This window comes from Ohtaekwangia sp. (assembly GCF_036568665.1).
In the GTDB taxonomy this organism is placed as follows: domain Bacteria; phylum Bacteroidota; class Bacteroidia; order Cytophagales; family Cyclobacteriaceae; genus Ohtaekwangia.
The window spans coordinates 1-21,851 of the sequence record NZ_DATCSD010000049.1 but is presented as its reverse complement, the minus strand read 5'-3'; the positions used below and the strand labels follow the sequence as shown (position 1 = coordinate 21,851).

21 protein-coding genes are annotated in these 21,851 nt (G+C 43.2%); 9 read left to right on the top strand and 12 right to left on the bottom strand.

The window, feature by feature from the left end; genetic code table 11:
- Positions 1 to 5: 5 nt before the first annotated feature.
- Together rsgA and VIN08_RS02365 are read right to left on the bottom strand one after the other, a co-directional pair.
- Positions 6 to 917, bottom strand: coding sequence for a ribosome small subunit-dependent GTPase A (gene rsgA, locus VIN08_RS02370; protein WP_331959644.1), 912 nt, complete (start codon positions 915 to 917; stop codon positions 6 to 8).
- A 171-nt stretch (positions 918 to 1,088) separates the two neighbouring features.
- Positions 1,089 to 2,327, bottom strand: a complete 1,239-nt coding sequence (locus VIN08_RS02365; RefSeq protein ID WP_331959641.1) for a 3-deoxy-D-manno-octulosonic acid transferase — start codon at positions 2,325 to 2,327, stop codon at positions 1,089 to 1,091.
- A gap of 116 nt (positions 2,328 to 2,443) precedes the next feature.
- Here VIN08_RS02365 and VIN08_RS02360 point away from each other — a divergent pair, with 116 nt between their 5' ends.
- Positions 2,444 to 3,493, top strand: a complete 1,050-nt coding sequence (locus VIN08_RS02360; protein ID WP_331959638.1) for a DUF6588 family protein — start codon at positions 2,444 to 2,446, stop codon at positions 3,491 to 3,493.
- Between the two features lie 139 nt (positions 3,494 to 3,632).
- Positions 3,633 to 4,628 (top strand): DUF4421 domain-containing protein, encoded by a 996-nt coding sequence (locus VIN08_RS02355; RefSeq protein WP_331959635.1) that lies wholly within the window; start codon positions 3,633 to 3,635, stop codon positions 4,626 to 4,628.
- A gap of 120 nt (positions 4,629 to 4,748) precedes the next feature.
- On the opposite strand, the gene VIN08_RS02350 is transcribed toward VIN08_RS02355, so the two are convergent.
- Positions 4,749 to 5,522, bottom strand: coding sequence for an enoyl-CoA hydratase-related protein (locus VIN08_RS02350; protein WP_331959632.1), 774 nt, complete (start codon positions 5,520 to 5,522; stop codon positions 4,749 to 4,751).
- A gap of 271 nt (positions 5,523 to 5,793) precedes the next feature.
- Between VIN08_RS02350 and VIN08_RS02345 the strand changes: the two genes are divergently transcribed.
- Positions 5,794 to 6,288 (top strand): low molecular weight protein-tyrosine-phosphatase, encoded by a 495-nt coding sequence (locus VIN08_RS02345; RefSeq protein ID WP_331959629.1) that lies wholly within the window; start codon positions 5,794 to 5,796, stop codon positions 6,286 to 6,288.
- Here the strand turns inward: VIN08_RS02345 and VIN08_RS02340 are convergent.
- On the bottom strand, positions 6,278 to 7,522 hold the full coding sequence (locus VIN08_RS02340) for an aspartate kinase (RefSeq protein WP_331959626.1): 1,245 nt from the start codon (positions 7,520 to 7,522) through the stop codon (positions 6,278 to 6,280). The genes VIN08_RS02345 and VIN08_RS02340 overlap by 11 nt on opposite strands.
- Before the next feature lie 51 nt (positions 7,523 to 7,573).
- Here VIN08_RS02340 and fbp point away from each other — a divergent pair, with 51 nt between their 5' ends.
- Together fbp and VIN08_RS02330 are read left to right on the top strand one after the other, a co-directional pair.
- Entirely contained in the window at positions 7,574 to 8,596 is a 1,023-nt protein-coding gene (fbp, locus tag VIN08_RS02335; RefSeq protein WP_331959623.1) for a class 1 fructose-bisphosphatase, read from the top strand.
- Positions 8,597 to 8,673: 77 nt separating this feature from the next.
- Positions 8,674 to 9,708 (top strand): PmoA family protein, encoded by a 1,035-nt coding sequence (locus tag VIN08_RS02330; RefSeq protein ID WP_331959620.1) that lies wholly within the window; start codon positions 8,674 to 8,676, stop codon positions 9,706 to 9,708.
- Between the two features lie 63 nt (positions 9,709 to 9,771).
- On the opposite strand, the gene VIN08_RS02325 is transcribed toward VIN08_RS02330, so the two are convergent.
- Positions 9,772 to 10,191 (bottom strand): DUF5606 domain-containing protein, encoded by a 420-nt coding sequence (locus VIN08_RS02325; RefSeq protein WP_331959617.1) that lies wholly within the window; start codon positions 10,189 to 10,191, stop codon positions 9,772 to 9,774.
- 92 nt (positions 10,192 to 10,283) lie between these two features.
- Positions 10,284 to 10,892 carry a ribosome biogenesis GTP-binding protein YihA/YsxC gene (yihA, locus tag VIN08_RS02320; protein WP_331959614.1) on the bottom strand — a complete coding sequence of 203 codons (609 nt, stop codon included), beginning with the start codon at positions 10,890 to 10,892 and terminating at the stop codon, positions 10,284 to 10,286.
- Positions 10,893 to 11,078: 186 nt separating this feature from the next.
- On the opposite strand from yihA, the gene VIN08_RS02315 reads away from it, so the two are divergent.
- The 4 genes from VIN08_RS02315 to VIN08_RS02300 all read left to right on the top strand — a co-directional run bounded on the left by VIN08_RS02315 (position 11,079) and on the right by VIN08_RS02300 (position 15,502).
- On the top strand, positions 11,079 to 13,208 hold the full coding sequence (locus VIN08_RS02315) for an OmpA family protein (protein ID WP_331959611.1): 2,130 nt from the start codon (positions 11,079 to 11,081) through the stop codon (positions 13,206 to 13,208).
- Positions 13,209 to 13,338: 130 nt separating this feature from the next.
- Positions 13,339 to 14,061 (top strand): bifunctional demethylmenaquinone methyltransferase/2-methoxy-6-polyprenyl-1,4-benzoquinol methylase UbiE, encoded by a 723-nt coding sequence (gene ubiE, locus VIN08_RS02310; protein ID WP_331959608.1) that lies wholly within the window; start codon positions 13,339 to 13,341, stop codon positions 14,059 to 14,061.
- 17 nt (positions 14,062 to 14,078) lie between these two features.
- Entirely contained in the window at positions 14,079 to 14,744 is a 666-nt protein-coding gene (locus VIN08_RS02305; RefSeq protein WP_331959605.1) for a porin family protein, read from the top strand.
- A gap of 2 nt (positions 14,745 to 14,746) precedes the next feature.
- Entirely contained in the window at positions 14,747 to 15,502 is a 756-nt protein-coding gene (locus VIN08_RS02300) for an SDR family NAD(P)-dependent oxidoreductase (protein ID WP_331959602.1), read from the top strand.
- On the opposite strand, the gene VIN08_RS02295 is transcribed toward VIN08_RS02300, so the two are convergent.
- The 6 genes from VIN08_RS02295 to VIN08_RS02270 form a co-directional block, all read right to left on the bottom strand.
- The gene (locus VIN08_RS02295) at positions 15,499 to 16,155 is read right to left on the bottom strand and encodes an alpha/beta hydrolase (protein ID WP_331959599.1); all 657 of its coding nucleotides are present in this window, start codon (positions 16,153 to 16,155) and stop codon (positions 15,499 to 15,501) included. The two genes, VIN08_RS02300 and VIN08_RS02295, sit on opposite strands and share 4 nt — an antisense overlap.
- A gap of 67 nt (positions 16,156 to 16,222) precedes the next feature.
- Positions 16,223 to 16,561: a hypothetical protein gene (locus tag VIN08_RS02290; protein WP_331959597.1), complete on the bottom strand. Its 339-nt coding sequence runs from the start codon at positions 16,559 to 16,561 to the stop codon at positions 16,223 to 16,225.
- Between the two features lie 109 nt (positions 16,562 to 16,670).
- Positions 16,671 to 17,570 (bottom strand): hypothetical protein, encoded by a 900-nt coding sequence (locus tag VIN08_RS02285; RefSeq protein ID WP_331959594.1) that lies wholly within the window; start codon positions 17,568 to 17,570, stop codon positions 16,671 to 16,673.
- Between the two features lie 68 nt (positions 17,571 to 17,638).
- Entirely contained in the window at positions 17,639 to 20,728 is a 3,090-nt protein-coding gene (locus tag VIN08_RS02280) for an ATP-binding cassette domain-containing protein (protein WP_331959591.1), read from the bottom strand.
- Between the two features lie 127 nt (positions 20,729 to 20,855).
- A complete protein-coding gene (locus VIN08_RS02275; protein WP_331959588.1) occupies positions 20,856 to 21,218 on the bottom strand; it encodes a DUF1987 domain-containing protein in 363 nt (120 codons plus the stop codon).
- Between the two features lie 32 nt (positions 21,219 to 21,250).
- Positions 21,251 to 21,799 (bottom strand): SiaB family protein kinase, encoded by a 549-nt coding sequence (locus VIN08_RS02270; protein WP_331959585.1) that lies wholly within the window; start codon positions 21,797 to 21,799, stop codon positions 21,251 to 21,253.
- Positions 21,800 to 21,851 lie beyond the last annotated feature (52 nt).

The window sequence follows — 21,851 nt, the reverse complement described above, 5'->3', positions numbered from 1 at the left end:
AGTAATTACTTCCGGTTGTCTTCTCCCAATACCATACTGATATAGTTCTCGTACCGGCTCAGGGCAATGGTGCCATTCTGTACAGCATCAATGATCGCACACTTGGGTTCGTTTACATGAATACAGCGTGCGCCAAATTTACAGGACAGTCGCAGGTCGCGCATCTCAGGAAAGTAATCCGATATTTCCTGTTCGCTCATCTCTACCAATCCCCATTCTTTTACACCGGGTGTATCAACTACAAATGTCTTTTCATCCAGCGAAAACATTTCGGCAAAGGTAGTAGTGTGCGTACCTTTTTCAGAGAATGCTGATATATCGCCAACAGCCTGGTTAATAGCAGGAGCGATCTTGTTAAGCAAGGTAGATTTACCCACACCGGAGTGCCCGGCTATAAGCGTTATCTTATCCTGTAACATCGCGCGGATCATCTCCGGATTATCCGACTGAGCGGATATAGAGAAGCACGTGACACCTATACTTTCATATAGCGCTATAAGCTGCTTTACATGTTCGGCTTCTTCTTCACTCAACAGATCTTTCTTGTTAAACACAATGATTTGCGGAATGCGAAAAGACTCTGCACTTACCAGGAAGCGATCAATAAACCCTAAGGAAGTTCGCGGCATGGCCAGCGTTACTACCAGCATAGCCTGATCGATGTTTGCGGCCAGCACATGCGAGTGTCCGGTCTTCTTTACCGATTGCCGAAGTATATGATTATCGCGCGGAAGTATAGCCGTGATAGAACCTATATCATGATCGAGATCAAAATCCACACGATCGCCCACCGCTACAGGGTTGGTTTCTTTTATACCCTCCAAACGGATCTTGCCACGCACGCGACAGGTATATTTCTTACCCTCTGCGAGCACGTCATAAAAGGATCCGGTGGAGCGTACTACTGTTCCAATCATGGTGGAGCGTTATCCGTTATTCGTTAATTGTTGTTTGATATTCAGAAATGGCTGCTGGCATCATGCCTCTGACTGCTGGGGTGTGAGTGTGAGATTAGTGGAGTGTCTTTATACTTCAACATTCGTTGATCGATGTTCCTTTGTTCGATATTCAAGTTTGCATATATAGGGTTAACGATTAGCAACAATCTTCCTGCAATACTCCATAATCTTCTCCGTTGCGCCCAGGTTCTCCTCCACATACTGTCTCGTTACTTCGCAGGCCAGCAGGAAGTTTTCGGGTATATTCAGCATTTCGTACTTCGTTTTCAGATCGGTATAGTCCGATACTTCAAAGGCACCGCCCCGGTTAATAAGATCAACAGCTTCCTGAAATTTTTCAAAATTCTTGTTACCAAAGAGTATAGGCACACCGTAGCACGCAGCTTCCAGAATGTTATGCAGGCCCTTGCCGAAGGCGCCGCCTATATAGGCAAATTCGCCATAGCGATAGAGACGAGAAAGCATGCCAATGTTATCGATGATGAGCACCTGGTAATCGTCCAGTTTTTTATTGTCGGCTGCAGAGTACCGGATCGATTTTACCAGCAATGATTTTTCAAGATTGGTAATGAATGATTCCGTTACTTCATGCGGAGCGATGATGAACTTCATCTTGTTCTCATTAATGAAGGGCGCCAGCACATCCATATCTTCTTGCCAACAGCTGCCAATCACCATACACTTTTGTTCGTTCTTGAAAGCTTGTGCTATAACAATCTCCCCGCCTTGCTTTACAACATGATGCACACGGTCGAAGCGTGTATCACCTACGCGTTTGGCATTAGTGACGCCTATAGATTGCAGCAAATGCCGCGACTCGTCATTCTGTACAAAGAAGTAAGAGAAGTGAGTGAGTATCTTCCGATAGAATCCGCCATAACGTTGAAAGAACAATTGGTCTTTACGAAATATAGCGGATATAGAGATAAGCGGAATGTTATAAGCTTGTAGCTCGCGTGTATAGTGATACCAAAATTCGTATTTAACAAAAATAGCAAGCGTAGGTTTGGTAATCGAAATAAACTTGCGGGCATTGGCGGCAGTATCCAGCGGGAGATAGTATACATAGTCTGCCTGTTCATAGTTCTTACGCACCTCATATCCGGAAGGAGAGAAGAAGGTAAGCAGAATAGATACCTGCGGAAATTCTTTCTTCAATGCTTCGATCACGGGACGGCCTTGCTCAAATTCTCCCAATGAAGCGCAGTGGACCCATACCAGGGGCGTTGTGCCGGGTATATCGGCTGCTAATCGCCTGAATATTTTCCTGCGACCTGCAACAAATGCTTTTGCTTTAGGATGAAACAGGCTTGCGAGTTGTATTAAAACCCCAACTACCTGTATTGAAATGCTGTATAGAAACTCCATTCTTCGGCAAAAATACAAAGCAAGACCTAAGACCTATGATTATTTTATCATCTTTACTTAAACAAAGTTTACCAAATCTTATATTTTAGAATGAATTAGCGTCTAATTAAAAAAATATGGAATTGATCAAAAGAACAGCAGTTGTACTCGGTCTATTTTTTACTACATCCGTATCGGTCTTCGCCCAGGACGATATAGATCGGTTATTGAAAGAAGACATTAATGACGGGAAATTACTGATCGATGGCTACATCGCTCCCTTCATGAAAAGTGTTGCTCTTGGCCTTAACTCCGGCTGGTATAACACCGCCAAAACGCACAAACTTATTGGTATTGATCTGACCATTACAGCCAGTGCCATGACTATTCCGAAAAGTGAATTGTTTTACGATGTATCAAAGCTTAGTCTCTCAAGAGTAGAGATGGTGCAGCCGGGTAGTGTTAGCTATCCGCAGGGATCTCCGGACTATCCGCAGGCTCCTACTATATTTGGCCCCGACAGAGCGCCTGTATACCAGGAAAAGGGAAACATCCTGAACAATGATACATTTGAAGGCCCGGGTGGTCTTGACCTGAAACATAACGTTGGTAAAAACTGGATGCCTGTACCAATGGTACATCTGGGTATAGGTTTACCAAAAGGAACAGACCTGAAGGTGCGCTTCACACCGAATATTAACATCAATGATGATTCACAATTCAAGATGTTCGGTATAGGTATCATGCACGATGTAAAGCAATATATACCTGGCCTCCGGTTGTTGCCATTCGATCTTTCGGCTTTCGTAGGCTATACCCACCTGGCTATCGACTATAAATATACCGATACAGATATCATGACTGAAAACGCAAAAGGTGAGATGGCGATGAATGCCACAACTATTCAGGGGGTTATCTCCAAGAAAGTATCTGTTCTGACAGTATATGGCGGTTTGGGTTATAACATTGTTAAATCGAATCTGAGTATGCTTGGTAAATGGGATGTGAACAACGATGGCACTTACCAGGCACAGGAGGTAAACCCGGTTGATCTTCGCTATACAGCCTCTGGCCCTCGCATGACGGCAGGTTTCCGCCTCAAGCTGGCTGTATTTACTTTGCATGCTGACTATACTTTACAAAAATATAATGCGCTCACCGTTGGTTTCGGTATCAACGTACGATAAGACATATCTTTACTACATGTAGAATAAAAGCAACGGTTTATCAGCCGTTGCTTTTTCTTTTTTAAGATGTTGGCAGTTCGTGATGCTATTGGGCGTGGCACCGTTTTTCAGGAGTATAGAAAAATAAAAACGATATAGTGTGCTGAGGCAACCCTTGATAGCATTTTTCTTACTCTGTGCGTATAGCGGTCTGGCCCAGTACGACAGTACATACTATACTTCTTACGACAAGATTATTACCGGGCGATTTTACTTTTCTCAGAAATATACATCGTTGCGCTATAGAGATTTGAACGAGGCTATTCATATTCGCTATCGCCCTAATACAACACTCAATATGGGGGTGGGCGCCACCTATAAATGGGCTACTCTAAATCTGGCGTATGGCTTTGGCTTTCTAAATAATGATGCAGCGAAAGGCAAAACAAAATACCTCGATTTGCAAACACACGTCTATGGCCGCAAGATCTTGGTAGATGGATTCGGTCAGTTCTATAATGGTTTTTATATGAACAACAGTCAGATCCGGGACGGAACTACCGGCTACTATATTCGTCCGGATATAAAAGTGCGCTTCTTTGGTATATCAGGGCAATACGTATTTAATCACAAGCGATTTTCCTATAGGTCGTCTTTCCTGCAAAGTGAGTGGCAGAAGAAATCAGCAGGCTCTTTGCTGGCGGGACTTGAATTTTTTACAGGCTATACGCGGGGCGACAGTGCTTTGATTCCGGCTGCTCTCCAAACGCTTCCACAAGAAACCTCAATAGAACGTATCGACTTTGTGGAGGTTGGTCCTAATATAGGGTATGTATATACTTTTGTATGGAAGAAACATTTCTTTGCTACCGGCCAGGCAACGGTAAGCCTGGACTACGGCACCAACTCCTTGCTTATAGATGGCAAGCGCGTAAAGTCATCTTCACTAAGCCCTAATTCATCGTTCAGTTTTTTTGCGGGGTATAATTCAAAAGTATGGGCGTTCAGTTTTGTTTTTGTAAACAAGAATATAAATCTCACCTCGCATCGCGATAGAAAGATGGAACTCAACACCGGCAATCTGCGCTTCAATATTGTGCATCGCTTTGTGCCACGGGGTAAAACCAGGGCTGTGCTGAAGAAAGTTATTAAGTGACGCTGCTGCTGTAGAAGTTATCCGTTAATAGTTAGTCGCGAAAAGAGTTCAGTGTCGCCACTACCAACTTCAACATTCATTAATCGGTGTTCCATGTTCGATATTCAATTTCGTTAACAGCTACTTCCCTTTAAACTCTGCCTTGCGTCTCTCTACAAATGCACGCATACCTTCTTTCTGATCTTCGGATGCAAAGGCGAGATAGAAGTTCTTGCGCTCGAATGATAAGCCTTCATCCAGATGTGTTTCGAATGACCGGTTCACAGCTTCTTTTGCGAGCTGCGCTGCTACTGGCGACATCTGTGCAATTTCTTTTGCTAACTGTGTTGCTTCGTATAGGTACATTTCAACAGGCACTACTTTATTTACCAGCCCATATGATAGTGCTTCTTCTGCCGATATAAATCTTCCCGTCAGAACAAGTTCCATTGCTTTTGCTTTACCAATCGCTTTTGTAAGGCGTTGTGTTCCACCGGCACCGGGTATAACTCCGATCTTTATTTCGGGCTGACCAAATTTTGAACTCTCGGATGCAATGATCATGTCGCACATCATCGCTAATTCACAACCACCTCCTAAAGCAAAACCTGAAACAGCAGCAATGATCGGCTTCTTGATTTTTCGTATCTGATCCCACGTGCTGAACTGGTCGATCATCAACATATCGATAGCACTCTTGTCGGCCATTTGTTTAATGTCGGCACCGGCAGCAAAAGCCTGTTCATTTCCCGTGATGATCACCACGCGTACTGCTTCATTCTTGTCGAGTTGCTGAAGTGTATCGCGTAGCTCTTGCATGAGTTGAATGTTGAGTGCGTTTAGTTCTTTCGGTCTGTTCAACCGGATCAGGGCAACGAAAGGCTCGTGTTGTTCAGTAACCTGGATATAGTCCATGAGATTTTGTTTTTTATAAATGTAGAGAAGAGGAGTGAAGGATTGAAACCGGTGGAAAAAAGAAAAGCCTCCAGGGGAGGCTTTTCAAACCAAAAGGCAGTACTTAAAAAGTGTGCTATGCGTACGTAAATAAGATTTTGAATGCTTTTGTAACCCTTTATCCGGATTATTTTTGCAAGTGGAAACGATTGGGCTCCTGTTATAGAGCTTTAGAAAAGCTGGTTTTAGGCGTTTGCCCGCTAAAAACCGGCATTTGGAAGATTGAAAATTTATGAAAAAGGTAAAAGTATTATTTGTATGCCTCGGCAACATTTGCCGCTCACCGCTGGCCGAAGCGGTTTTTAAACACAAGATCAAGGGAAGTGCGCTGGAGAAAATAGTGGAGGCAGATTCGTGCGGCACATCCAATTATCACATCGGAGATATACCCGATAGTCGTACGATAGCCAATGCATTGAAAAATGGTGTTCAGATCGATCACTTTGGACGCCAGCTTTGCACGAACGACCTCGAGCAGTTCGATTATATATTGGCGATGGATAACAGTAATTATCAAAATATACTCAGGCTTGCCAACGCTTCTCAATATTCGGACAAAGTTCAACTGATGCGCAACTTCGATCCGCAGGGTAAGGGACTGGAAGTGCCCGATCCATATTATGGTGGCGAGCGCGGCTTTCAGGAAGTGTTTGATATACTCGATCGGTCGATGGATCAATTCATCGCGCACCTAGAAGAAATATACTTACCCAACGTTAAGGTCTGACTAATACCTGTAACGTTGAACGCGAAGATTGCTCGAGTAATACACCCGGATGGCTTCGGTATTTTTCGAACGTTGGCTCATCATAATTTTTTATAGTGATAAGCGTAAGCCCGGTGTTATAGTATACTTCAAACTGCTGCTGTAATTTCTGGATCAGCGCCAGTACTTTGTGTTCGCGGAAGTCGAGGCAGAATGAAAAGGTTATGGCAGAATTCTGCATTACGTTCAGGCGCAAGTCCAGCGAAGAGAGTGCTTGAAATATAGCACTCAGGTGTTCTTCCGTAATAAAGGTATAGTCTGTCACTTTGCACGAGATGAGGCACTGATTGTCTTTAAAGACGATCAATGGAGGCAGGTTCTCCACGGTGCATTCATGTATCCGCGTTCCGGGCAGAGAAGGATCTTCAAAGTTTTTTACCAGCAGCGGTATACCTTTATTCGCCAGCGGCTTGATGGTTTTCGGGTGAATAACATTCGCGCCATAGTAGGTCATCTCAGCGGCTTCACGGAAAGGGAGTTCTTCAAATACAGTAGCGGCAGGTAATCGTTTCGGATCTGCGTTCATTACACCTGGCACATCTTTCCATATAGTAACAGAATTGGCCTGCAGGCACGAAGCAAATATAGCGGCCGAAAAATCAGAGCCCTCGCGCCCCAGTGTTGTAGTATACCCTGCATCGGTACGCCCGATGAATCCCTGCGTGATAACGATATGTTTTTCAAGAACCGGTATAAGTTGCTGAATGTTGGATGAGGTTTTTGGCCACGCTACTTTTCCTTCGCGGAAGCATGCATCCGTAGCAATGCAGGTTCGCGCATCCAGCCAATGCGAAGCTTCTTTCTGACTAAGCAGGTAATGATGCACGATGACTGAAGAGATCAATTCACCCAGGGATACTACCTGATCATACACCTGGTCGAACTCTCCGGAGGTTGTGAGTTGTGCCTCCAGTTCTTTAAACAAAGAAGCTACAGCAGTGTATACCGCGTGGCCGGCCGGGAATAATTCGCGCAGTATTTCTTGATGATAGTCGTTGAGTATGGTAATTTGAGATGAAGCGTTTTGACCGGAGGTTGCCAGGCTATGAATTTTCTCCAGGGCATTCGTGGTTTTACCCATAGCAGAAACTACTACCAGCAGGTTATTCGGACCATGCTGATGAATGATGGATGCTACGTTCTTTACACCGGCCGCATTTTTCAGGGAGGCACCTCCGAATTTAAAAACCTTCATTTTTAATTAGCTAAATCGTTTGCGAAATTATTTTTGGCTTAAATTTAAAGCATGCAAAGATCAATCAATAAAGCTAACACACCAAGCATTGAAACATCAAGAATTGCTCAACCTATCGGCAGCACACTCGATCGTTTCATTAAAAACAACCAGGACCAGTTTGCGTATGCCAGTGGTGAGCTTTCGCAGTTGTTGCGCGATATAGCGCTGGCTTCTAAAGTGGTGAATCGCGAAGTGAATAAAGCCGGGTTGATCGACATCATGGGAGCGGTAGGATCGCAGAACACTGCGGGCGATGATCAGCAGAAACTGGACGTACTGGCCAACATCCGTTTTACAAGAGCACTGGCTAAAGGTGGCGAAGTATGCGCACTGGTATCAGAAGAAGCAGAGACATTTGCTGATCTTAACAACGATGGTAAATACGTGATAGCGATCGATCCATTGGACGGCTCTTCGAATATAGATGTGAATGTTTCCATCGGAACCATCTTTTCGATCTATCGCAGAAAAAGCCCGGTGGGTACACCGATACAACCAGATGATATACTGCAACGCGGTGCTGACCAGGTGGCTGCCGGATATGTACTCTATGGTTCTTCTACCATGATGGTATATACTACCGGGCACGGAGTAAATGGCTTTACGTATGAACCAACGCTCGGTGAATATTTCCTTTCACACCCTGATATGCACATGCCTTATGATGGCAAGATATACTCTATCAATGAAGGATCGGCCAATTCATTCAGCAAGCCGGTGAAAGATTATATCCAGTATTGCAAAGACGAGAAATATACCGCACGCTATATCGGGTCATTAGTTGCCGATTTTCATCGCAATATGTTAAAAGGTGGCATCTATATATACCCAGCCACGGCAAAAGACCCTACCGGTAAATTGCGCCTCATCTATGAGTGCAATGCACTGGCGTTTGTAGCAGAACAGGCAGGAGGTAAAGCTACCAATGGTACTACACGTATACTCGATATAAAACCCGACAGCCTTCATCAACGCACAGCCTTTTATGTGGGCTCGCGCAACATGGTGGAAAAATCAGGGTCGTTCGTGTAAGAAACAGTCCCTTGGTAATAATTGTGTGGCATCTTTAGTTCTTACGGGTTTACTTCATTCACTATAATATACTGCTTATGAATCGCTATATACTTGCCTATTTATTTATGATGTTGGCCATGACTGTGCAGGCACAGAAAGGATTTACGCTGAATGAACGCAGCGACAAAAAGAAAGTAGAAGTTCTATACAATGGAAAATTACTCACGGCTTATTGTTATTTCGATTCAACAGAGAAACCGGTTTTGTTTCCGCTAAAAACGGTTACGGGTAACGTTGTAACTCGAGGATATCCGATCGCTCCGCGCGCGGGCGAACGTACCGATCATCCTCATCATGTAGGGTTATGGCTAAATTATGAAAGTGTAAATGGTCTCGATTTCTGGAATAACAGTGATGCTATACCGAAGGAGAAAAAGAATTTATATGGTTCCATCCGTCATCAAAAAATACTGAAGTCGAAAGCGGGTAAAGATCGCGCAGAGTTACAAACACTAAGTCATTGGGTAGACATCAACGGTAAAGTTCTGCTGGAAGAAACAACCGACTTTGTCTTTACGGTAAAAGACGGAAGCTTCATCATCGATCGCTCATGTATATTGAAAGCTATGACTGATGAAGTACTTTTTAAAGATGTAAAAGATGGAATGATCGCGTTGCGTGTAGCCCGCGCATTGGAGATGCCTTCGAAGCAGGAAGATAAATTTGTGGATGCACATGGTAATGTTACTGCTGTTTCCCAACTCGACAACAGTGGGGTTACCGGTTTGTATGTAAACAAAGAAGGTATAACCGGTGATGATACCTGGAGTAAGCGTTCCGTATGGACTTGCCTCAATGGCGAGAAGGATGGAGAAAAAATTTCTATCGCTATTATCGATCACCCGAAAAATATAGGTTATCCTACTTACTGGCATGCACGCGGCTATGGTTTGTTTGCTGCCAACCCGTTAGGACAAAAAGTGTTCAGCGGAGGAAAAGAAGAATTGAACCTGAAGCTGATGAAAGATCAGACCGTAAAATTTCAGTACAGAATTATCATCCATGCAGGTGAAACGCTTTCTGCCCAAAGCCTGAATGCGCAGGCGGATGATTTTGCAAAGACCAAGTGATATATTATAAATAAGAAAGCCGCGCTTGCGGCACGGCTTTCTTTATCCAGAAATATAGTAATTCTATTTTTTCTCTTCTTCGCTGGTGCTGGTTAGTATGTCTGCTGCATACTTCAAAATCAACTCATACCACTTCACCAGTTTCTTGATATCCGAAACATATACGCGATCTTCATCATATTCAGGAAGAACAGATTTCAAAAACGACTTCAGTTCGGCACCTTCCGAGTTTGAATCAACACCAAGGTCGTTGCCAAACTCAGCGTGTATCTTTTTCAAAACATCTTCCAGGGCAACCGTGCCTTCTTTTGTAGTGGTATAGATCGAAATCTCATTCAACAGCGAAAGACGGTGATTGGCTGTGGCTACAATTTTTGTTTTGGCTTCGTCCAGCGATTCAAGGATCACACCCGACTTTGTGGGGGCCATTACTTTAAAGAGTCCTCCTTTACCGGAGATCGTTGCGAGTTCTGCTAAAGTCATATTTAAATTTTCAATGCGGCCGCAAAGCTAACGAAACCCGTGTAATGTTCCATGTTTAATATTGCTGGCGGCAGTGTTTCAAAAAGGCCTGACTATGATTGCTGTTTATATACCTTAAGCGCATCGTTAATGAAGTCGAGCACTTCATCGCGACCCGTCTTTTTTTCCGCAGAAGTAACAAGCGTAGGAGGGAGTTCGTCCCACTCCTGCAGCAGCGCTTTTCCGAACTGACTCACGTTTCGTTGCAACTCATTACGATTGAGTTTATCAGACTTGGTAAAGATGATGGCGATCGGTATACCTTTACTTCCTACCCAATTGATAAAGCTGAGATCAATTTTTTGTGGCTCGAGCCGGGAATCGATCAATATAAAAAGGCACGAAAGATTTTCGCGTTTGAGCACATATCCGTCAATCATCTTGCCAAAACCCTCCCGTAAACTCTTGCTTACGCTGGCATATCCATACCCCGGAAGGTCTACCAGATACCACGATTCATTGATGAGAAAGTGATTAATGGTTTGTGTTTTACCGGGCTTCGCAGAAGTCTTGGCTAGGTCGCGCGATTGAGTTAACATGTTGATCAGCGATGACTTACCAACATTCGAGCGACCTATAAAAGCAAATTCCGGCTTATCCGGTGGAGGACATTTTCGCACATCTGCATAACTGGAAATGAACTCGGCCGAAGTAATCTTCATCTGTTAAAGTAATAATTGAAGCCCAAAATACTAAGTTTGTAATAAATGTGTCTTTATGATTTCAAATTTCTGTTTCTAAATCCGCAGTTTTTCCTATCTTGTAGTATAATTGTAAACCTTTTTTATTTATACCTTTAGTGTAAAACTTTTTAAGCAATGTCCAGTATCCGAAGTGTACTGATTTTTTTGACTTTACTTGTGCTTACCAGACCAGCCTTCAGCCAGCAAAATCCTAAGGAACTTGCTCAGGAATATATGACTCAGGCTGAACTTACCTTGGAAGCTACCAAAGCGATTGATGATGCCCGTGGTCTGGTAGTAACGGCTGCCGATCTCGATACCACCTTCATCAAGGCCAACTACGAGGCCGGTCGTCTGCATTTGATCACGATCGATAAAAACCTGGCAGTTAAATTCCTGCTGCGTGTATACCGTCAGGATCCTAATTACAGATTTGATATAGAATACTCTATCGGTCGCAGCTACCAATATGGAGAGAAGTTCGATAAAGCGATCGAGTTCTATAACCTGTATAAGGAAAAGCTTGCCAAGAAAGCGAACTATCAGGGTAAAGATAAAGTAGATGTTGCTGTTGTTGATCGCGCTATATATGAGTGCCAGAATGCGAAAGAGTTTTTTGCCAACCCCAAGAATTTCTCCATTGTAAATATTGGTCGTGAGATTAACTCTGAATATGAAGATTATGTACCCGTGCTGAATGAAAAGGAAACGGAATTATTCTTTACTACACGCCGCAGAGAAGATAACTTGAACCAAAACGTGGCAGACGATAACAAACCATGGGAAGATATATTCTTTGCTACCAAAACCGGTAATACATGGTCGTATGCTAAAAACATTGGAGTGCCGGTAAACACGCCCTATCACAACTCCAACCTCGGTTTGTCTGCCGATGGTAATACCCTGTTTATTTATATGGACGAAGGTGGAGGAGATATATACTACAGTGAGCGCGCAAATGGTGTGTGGGGTGAGCCCATTCCTATGCCGGGCATCATCAACTCAAGTTTTGAAGAAAAATCAGTTTCTATATCTTCTGATGAGAAGACACTATATTTCTCCAGTAATCGCCCCGGTGGTTTTGGCGGACTCGACCTATACCGCGCTACCAAAGACAGTAAAGGAGAATGGTCTAACGTGAAAAATCTCGGTCCGAAGATCAATACCGATCAGGACGATGATGCCCCGTTTATCGACTACGATCTGGTAACACTATATTTCAGTAGTAAGGGACATAAAGGAATGGGTGGTTTTGATGTTTTCAAAACTACATTCGATCCATCTTCCAACGAATGGAGCGAACCGGAAAACCTTGGTTATCCGATTAACACACCGGATAATGATATATACTTCGTATCATCAAAAGACAGCAAGCGTGCATATTACTCTTCTGTTCGTGAAGATGGTATGGGATATACAGATATATATATGATCACGATTCCTGATGGTCTTAAAAATCCGCAGCCGGCCGTTGCTAAAAATCCTGAACCTGTGGTGGAAGATACAACACAGACAACAGAACCTGTTGTAGTGAAGAACGAACCGAAAACCGAGCCGGTAAAAGTTGATCCGACTAAAAATCAGCCAACCAAGAATGAACCCAAGACGGAACCTAAAAATACTCAGCCTAAAACAGAACCTAAAAAAGAGCCGAAGAAACCTATAGTACCGCTCAAGTACGTAATAGCCGTAGTAGATGCAGGCGATAAAACTCCATTGGATGCGAAAGTAAAACTGGTGGGAGCAAAGGATAATGTTATTGTAGGATCCAGCTCGCAGGGTAATGGTGTGTATGAATTTTTGATCAAGAATCCGAAAGCAAAAGAGTATCGCTTATCGGTAGATCGTGATGGTTATGCTTACCAGAACCAGAACATTAAAATAGAAGGAGCTACTACCGAAGAGAAAACCCTTAACCGCACAGTAGAACTTCGTAAACTGTCGGTGGGTGTTGTTGGGATCCTGCGCAATATCTATTTTGACTTTGATAAAGCTACTTTCGAAACTGAGTCGTACGTTGAATTGAATAAGCTGGAAGCGATGATGCGCACCAACAACAACATGACGATCGAGCTTGCGGGGCATACTGATGCTATAGGAACCAAAGCCTATAATATGTTCCTTTCGCAAAAGCGTGCAGAGGCAGTAAAAGATTATCTGACCAAGAAAGGCATCGATACCCGCAGGATCAAAGCGGTTGGGTATGGCAAGAGCAAACCACTCGCGAGCAATGACGATGAAGAAGAAGGTCGCGAGCTCAACAGACGCGTAGAGTTTAAGGTACTTTCAAATTAATATTCGTTAACGGTTAATCGTTATCCGTAAAGCCGGGTAACGGTTAACCGATAACTACTAACGGATAACCGATTCCGGATTTCATTCCTACCGTCAAACCATCTACCTTCGCCCCAGTTAATTGCACATAATGACGGTCGTTCCCTATAAAGAAGAGAAAGCAGGCAAAAAAGAACAGGTGGCCAAAATGTTCGATAACATCAGCCATCGTTATGATTTTTTGAATCATTTTCTGAGCCTGGGTATTGATAAAGGTTGGAGAAAAAAGGCGATCCATTACCTGGAGCCTCTTCAACCCAAACAGATGCTGGATGTGGCTACGGGCACTGGCGACTTTGCTCTTCAGGCGTTGACCTTGAAGCCTGAGAAGATCGTTGGCATTGATATTTCTGAAGGCATGCTGGAAGTAGGGCGAAAGAAAGTGGCCGATCGCAAGCTTACCGATCGTATCGAGCTGATGAAGGGTGATTCGGAGAATATTCCTTTTGAAGATAGCCGGTTCGATGCTGTTACAGTGGCGTTTGGTGTGCGCAATTTCGAGAACCTGGAGCGTGGCCTGCGTGAGATATACCGTGTTTTGAAACCGGGCGGACAATTGGTGGTGTTGGAATTTTCCAGGCCGAGAAAATTTCCTTTCAAGCAGGTATATAATTTTTATTTTAAATTCGTTTTGCCTAGGATAGGCAGGGCTATATCCAGCGACAAGGCTGCATATACCTATCTTCCTGAATCTGTAGAGGCTTTTCCGGATGGTGAGAAATTTCTTCACATCCTTAACAATGTCGGATTTAACAACTCGAAATGCAGAACACTCACTTTTGGAATAAGCTCTATTTATACCGGCTCAAAGTAATATTCGCCTGTGTATTTATGCTAGGTTGTGTAGCCGGGCACGCACAAAAAAAACGTTGGGTGCAGAAAAACAACCCCAATTATGACGACAAAAGACTGACTTATGGTTTTTTGATAGGTTTACATTCGTCAACATATCAGCTTAAATATTCGGATGCTTTTGTAACGCCTAAATTTGATACAGTGCATTCCATCACACCAAGCTGGTCTGGAGGTTTTTCACTGGGTTTTATCGTAAACTATCGTTTAGACGATCAGGTGGATGTGCGCATTACACCTAAAGTTGGGTTCTATGAATATCGCATAAGCTATATCTATACCGATGATACACCCCGCGATGATCAGTTGATTGAAAGCACGATGGTAGAAGTGCCTATATTGCTCAAATATAAATCGGAGCGCAGAGGCAACATCCGCATGTATATGATCGGTGGTGTTGTGCCGGCTTTTGAAGCTTCCGGTAAAAAGAAAACAGAACAACGCGTATTGGATATAACCGGCACCAACCTGAGTCTCGATGCAGGTTTTGGTTTTGATCTTTACTATCCGTTGTTCAAATTCTCTCCGGAAATCAGATTTTCGCGCGGTATAGTAAATATGCTGGGATCTGCCACAGGTAAATATGGTGAGCCGCTCAAGCGTATTAATACCAATACTATTACAGTATACTTCCTCTTCCAATAATCATGACAAAACGAATTGCGCTGATCACCGGTGCTACATCCGGTATAGGAGAAGCAACGGCACGGCTACTGGCTGCCAGTAATTTTAAGCTTATACTTTGCGGCCGCAGAAAAGATCGCCTGGAGAAACTTCAGAAAGAACTATCAGCGCAGACAGAAGTAACTTCTCTTTCTTTTGATGTACGCATACAATCAGAAGTAGCGCAAGCTATAGCGTCACTCCCAGCCGATTGGAAAGCTATAGATGTGTTGATAAACAATGCAGGCAATGCACACGGGCTCGATCCGATTCAAACCGGCCGTGTAGAAGATTGGGATGCGATGATTGATATTAATGTGAAGGGATTATTATATGTATCGAAAGAAGTAATTCCTTTTATGACAGAAAGAAAATCCGGACACATTATTAATCTTGGATCGATTGCCGGTAAAGAGGTATATCCGAATGGTAATGTATACTGCGCCAGCAAATTTGCTGTAGATGCACTAACGCGTGGTATGCGCATCGATCTGAATGCTTTCGGTATAAAAGTTACTTCTATCAATCCTGGATTAGTGGAGACAGAGTTTTCGCTGGTACGATTTAAAGGCGATAAAGATAAAGCTGATCTAACTTACAAAGGTATGACGCCTCTAACCGGTAAAGATATAGCGGATGTTATGCTTTATGTGCTGCAAGCTCCGGCACACGTACAACTTGCCGATATCACGGTGTTCCCCACGGCACAAGCCAGCAGTACAGTAGTAAAGAGAAATTAAATAAATTTCAGGAGAGTAGACGAATCGATGTCGTGTTTGCCATCAAAGGTAATTACCTGTGGTGTTATAGCGAGCGATGATGCGATTGTGTTCATCTCGGCAAAGCGACTGTCGTTCAGAAAAGGATCAGACTTTCCATAGACTATATAGGTCTCCTTGTTGTGTAGCACTCTTTTGCTTTCATCGATATTCATATCAGGCGGAAATATACCAGCCCACAGTATAAGCCGTTGAAAGTTTACTTTTTCATCAGTCACCCAGCGTGATATAGTGGCTGAACCTTGCGAGAAACCAAGCATCGTTACCGGAATAGCGGAAGCAGATGCCATCACGTGGTGATAAAGCGTATTCAGGTATACCACGTAATTTTGAATATCCATCTCACGATTTTCTTTTGTCATCCACGTAGCGCCTACGCGGTTGTTGCCGGTCTGCATACGCGAGGTTACATCTTCGAGATAAAAACGCGATAGTGCTTCCGGTGCAATCACACAGATATTATGTTCCTGTAATACTTTGAATTTCTGAATGAAGTACTGCGCCAGTTGCCCGTAGCCATGAAGTACAAACCACACTTGCCGGGTGGAAGGTGTTATAGTGCCCAGTTGAAAGTACCGCGCCTGGCAGGTAAACGATAGTGTTTGTTGTTCCATACCGGAAGGTATAAAATAAAAAAGCCTTCCCGAAGAGAAGGCTTTTGAGTATTTGCTACAATATTTTTTAGCGTTTGAAGCCGAGGGCGCTTCCACCGCAGTAGGAAGAAGAACCATCGAAGGTATACTGGATATAGTATATACCTGTAGTGTTGCAAGGATAGGCTATAGCTGAAATGAATTGTCCGTTCACTTTGCTGGTAGCAACTTTATTCCTGTTAGAATCGAAAAGGCTTACAACGATACCATCAGTAGGTTCCTTCGGTGCACAAATATTAATCATATACTGTGTGCCCTTGGTAAATACGTAAGAGTATTCTACGAAGTCTTTGCCTCCTTTTTCAATCTTATAGCTCTTCAGAAAGTTGAAGCCTGCAGCCAGTTTAGGAATACATTGATTGCTCATGGCCTCAGAGTTGCACTGTCCGATAACTTCTAAAGTACTTAGAACGCAAACGGATAGAACAATAAACATTAATTTTTTCATAGGGCAATAAATAGATTATATACTTGGCTTATGATATTATCTTGGTTCTGATAGAAGAGGTTGCAGCGCGTATGCTGGCAATGTCCTCCGGAGTAATTTCAATGGTGCTGGTGCTGTTATCTTTAATAACCATTACGCCATCTACCACTTCGAATGTTGACTCCTTATAGGTATAGGTAATTTTTACCTTGTCATAGATCTTCTTCAGTTCTTCCATGTCAGTCAACAATGATGCCATATTCTGATCAGACTCTTTGTAGAAAGAGAGGAGCAGGATAATGTTTTCGAGAATGATCTTTTGTTCACCGATCGTTTCTTTCAATTGTTTGTTGTCAGGATTAGCAGTAGCTACTTCGCAGGTAATGTGAAGAGCTTCTAACCAACCACCTGTCAGGAACAACACGCTTAAGTTCGCGCGGCCTTGTGTTTGCAGGTAGCTGTTGATGGTGTTAAAATTTTGCGTAGTGATCAGCAACAGTGAATCAAGATTCTTGCTGTTGGTTGCCAGACGGCCGATGGTTTCGATATCAAAGAACTGACCGATGCTTAATCCGTTTGCCAGATCTTTAATAGACGCCATATACTTCACGCCATCTTGATTCTGTTCGTAAATGTTGGTGTAACCCAGATCAGTACCGTAGATACCCAGGTTCAATGCCTTTTTGTAGTTGCTGTTGTACTTGGAAGTATTGTCGGCTGAGTTCAGATAAGTTCCGTTGTATTTTTTTCCGGACTCTTTCAATAACACAGAGATCTCCAGCGGGCTGGGTATCTGTTGCAGGATGTCACCGATAACCTCAGAGGAAATGGTTGGTCCTTCAACCTTGGCTGTAGTATCAGCCTCCTCAACGAAAATTGAATCTGGCTCTTTTTTACTGCCACAGGCGGTAAAGAGTGTTAGGATGAGCCCGATAAGTAATATTCTCATAGACTTAAAATTATGCGGTTACAAAGTTAAAAATTAAGCATTCCCTGCCAAAAAGTTACGCTGCTGCTTTATTTCTTTTTCGAGGAGGTTCCCTTTAAGGTTACCTTACCCGGTATGTTATCGAATGCGTTTATCAGCTTACGCAACAATTCGAAATATAGCGTTACATATAAAATGATGGTCATGAGCCAGATCATCAGTATATCGAACAGGTATGTGCTGATCGATTGACCAAATAGTTTCTTAACAGGCGCAAAGAACGGAGCTCTGTAATCAAGCGGCCCAACAGATTTTGGATCCTGAAATATCGGGTTGATCTGTTGGATCAATTCACCTTTATACTCAATGATGCGTTCCTTCTCTGAAATATTTTTCACGAGGTCAGCCAGGCTTTCATTATAGTACCGGTTCTTCAGGTCGTTCAGATTATAGCCCTGTTTTTCTATCTGCACAAAAGCAGCTTCGCGCATAGCCACCCCTTTGTTATAGGTTCCCTGGTAGAACTTCTTATACTCGGCAAAAAACTCTTCCAGCTTTTTATTGAATGCCGGAGTAAAATCTTTTAGTGTCCAGGGGGTACCTAGTTCTTTGGTAATACCTTTTTGAAAGTAATCGTCCAGTAATGTAGTCTGAATAATAGTCAGATCTTTTTGCAACAGTTGTCTTACGGAATCACTTTTTTCATTGATGTTCTCTGCGATGAACTTGCGTTTCTTTTCCAATTCATCTACAAGGAATGATGAGTGAAAATCAGATTGTGCTTCCAGTCTGTCGAAAGTATAGAATGGTTCTTCGTAAGAGTTATTCTTGAACTGGTATACTGCCATTGCTTCGTATGCCCAGCGCGATGCCATCAGATCAGCCACTACCGGCACTTTACCTTTGGTGCTGATCAGGTCATTCAGTTTATCGAAGTTGAAAAGCAAACCGCTCAGGATCATCTGCGGTATAAGCAACAAAGGTATCATTACATATACCGTTACGGCCGAGTTGAAAGCCGAAGATATATTTAGTCCTAATACACTGGCAAAACATGATGTGGTAAACAACACGAGCCAGAAGGGGAGGAGCATGCTCCACTCGATTTCCAGGATTAAATCTCCAATGAGAACAAAGGTAAATGTCTGGATTGCCGAGAGTATAAAAAGTATAGTAAGCTTGGACTGCAGGTAGCTGCTCCAGCTAAGATTCAAAAACGATTCTCTGCGGAGTATCTTCCTGTCGCGGATAATCTCTTCGGCACTTACGGTTAAGCCCATGAAGAGTGCCACGATAATACTCATCAACATAAAGGCCGGGAAGTTCTCGTTGAAACGGAATACATATTCTCTTCCGCCCGGTGCACTTTTATACTTGATGATGAAGGCCAGAATAATGGCTAGCAACGGTGCCTCTAACAGGTTTATCAGCAGATATTGTTTGTTGCTGAGCTTGGCCAGGGTATCGCGTGTAGCGAAAATGACGGTCTGTTTAAACTTGCTGGGCAGATATAGTGAATGAGGTGGTTCCTCTTTTATATCTTCTACCTTGGTGATCTTGAAGCGTTCTTTATATAGGTCGTACCACTGTGGAGGTGTGATCTTCCGCTTGTTGGTTGGCTGACCATATTCATCCACCACTTTGGCTTCAATGATGTTGAAGATCTGTTCGGGGTTAACGTTACCGCAGGTTTCGCATTGACCGCGGTTGCTGTCTACCTGGTGGGTTGATTTCTTGAAGTACGTTACGGCTTCTACCGGGTGGCCATAGTATGCCGGGAATCCACCGGTATCCATAATCACCATCTTATCGAACATCTTATATATATCGGACGATGGCTGGTGAATTACCACGAATATAAGTTTACCCTTCAATGACAATTCCTTCAGCAAGTCGATAACATTTTCAGAGTCGCGTGAAGAAAGACCGGAGGTTGGCTCATCGAGGAAAAGTATAGCAGGTTCGCGGATCAACTCCAATGCTATATTCAGACGCTTACGTTGCCCGCCACTGATCGTCTTATCCAACGGATTGCCTACACGAAGATCTTTGCGCTGATCGAGGCCCAGGTTTTCGAGTACTTCCATTACGCGCTGGTGCAGTTGCTCTTCGGTAAAAGAAGCAAAGCACAACTTGGCATTGTAGTATAAGTTCTGGTATACGGTGAGTTCTTCAATCAACAGATCATCTTGCGATACATATCCGATTACACCATGTATCTTATCCTTCTGTGTATTAATGTTAAAACCATTAATAAGAATCTCGCCTTTGGTAGGCTGCACCAGTCCGGCCATTACGTTGAGCAACGTAGTTTTACCGGCACCACTGGCCCCCATAATTCCGATCAGTTTACCGGGGCCTTCGGCTATCAATACGTTTCGCAGACCAATAGCGCCATTGGGAAACTTCAATTCATCGATGGTCGCATTAAACGAAAGCTTGGCCGTCTTCAACTCCTCGTTAAAGTTGGCTACCAGGTCGCTATAGTACAGCGCGTCACCGGCTTGTGTTTTAATGGTACTTCCATGCGAGAACAGATATACCCGGTTGCGCTGCATGGTAAATCCGTTAAGGATGTTCAGCTCTTCACCCTGGTATTTAGTAAAGTACATATCAACACTCTGCACGCGCATAAAAATGAGGTTGCCCTGAATGTGGCCATGCACGTGCTTATGGCGTTTACCTTCTTCTGCGTGACTGCCTGAGTTGAGCAGAAGTATATCTGCAAAATCCAGTATAGATGTATCGTCTGATCGCACAAAGCTTTCGATCAGATCGTACTCATCCTGTATAATATTAAAAACAGTGGAGACCGTGTTGATGATCTCCATGCGTTGAGGACTAAAGTTTTTGTCGGTGCTTACTAACTCGAGCAGTTTAATGAGTACAACGACTTTTTGTTTCTGAGCAAGGGTCTTGTTGATCTTCTTACAGATCCCCAATGTTTTAACAGAGTCTTTAACAGAAGTCAGTTTCTTCTTGCCATCTTCATCATCATCCGCTTTGCCATAACCGGAGAACTGATCGTATAGATCCAGGTATTCTTTAACAGTATCCTGATCAAGTTCAGTCTGAAAGAAGTTGATGACGTATTGACGCTCGCGTTCAGAAACCCCGCCATCCTGTTTTGTTATAATTGCAAAAAGTTGTGTGAGAGCTTTGAGTATTTCTTCACTCATAGGTTAGAAAGCAATTTTATAAAGGTATAAAAAAATATCGGTTACCAGCCATTCCGAACATAGTATACGATGTCCTTTTGTTGACTGATAACCGACTCATTTTAAGGGGCTTAACCCCTTTAACGCATCAGTAAGTCTTAAATTCAAACGGTATCTCTACCAGTTCAGAAAATTCCTGACCGGCTTCTTCCATATCTTCATCATCTTCATGGAAGTACCAAAGAATCTTCATGCCTTTAATATCTTCCAGAGCCGACAACACATCCAGAATCAGTTTGGATGATGCCGTGTTGAAGTACTCCAGTTTAAAAACAAATTCCGTTGAAGGATTTGATTCTCCGCTATATTTCTCAATCCACTCCAATACGGGGCGGTAGAATTCGGCAGAGTCTTCAGGTAACGAGCGCCCGGAGATTTCAAAGATTCCGTTTTTCTTGTCGAGGATTATTTTCGGGGTGTCTTCAGTTCCTTCCAGATTCAAAATTTCCATGGTATAAAGCTATTTATATTTCTAAATCAATTTTATTCGTTATCTCTCGGCACGTTTACTTTCAAACAAAAGAAGCAATACTCGGTATTCATCTCAGGGAATTCAAATTCTAATTTCTCTCCCGACTTTCTTGCCATATCCACAAAGCCTAATCCCGCACCACCTTTGTCAGATATAGTGGTGTTCTTAATAATCTCTTTATACAGATCTTTCAATCCGTCTTTGTCAAGGCTGTTGATACGATCCAATGCACCTTTCAACTTCTCAACATTCTCCTTCCGGATCGGGTTGCCAGTCATGATGCTATAACGGTCAGACTCTTTGCCTATCACGAAGATGGCAGCATGGCTTCTTATCTGTCCGTCTACCAACTCATCGCTATGTTTCACAATGTTCTGGAGCGCCTCAACCATCACGTTAAACACCTTGCGCTTGATGCTCGATTCTTCACCGGAGGAATCAAGGTTTCGCTCGGCCATGGACAGTATTGATTTGGTGCTCTCCTGGGTAAAGTCACCCTGAAACACCAGAATCAGTTTCTGCGACATCATGGTGCGGTGCAGGTCATAAATAAAATTCATGCGTCAGAAGATTAGATTAAAATTGATTGAGATTCACTAAGTTATAATTTAT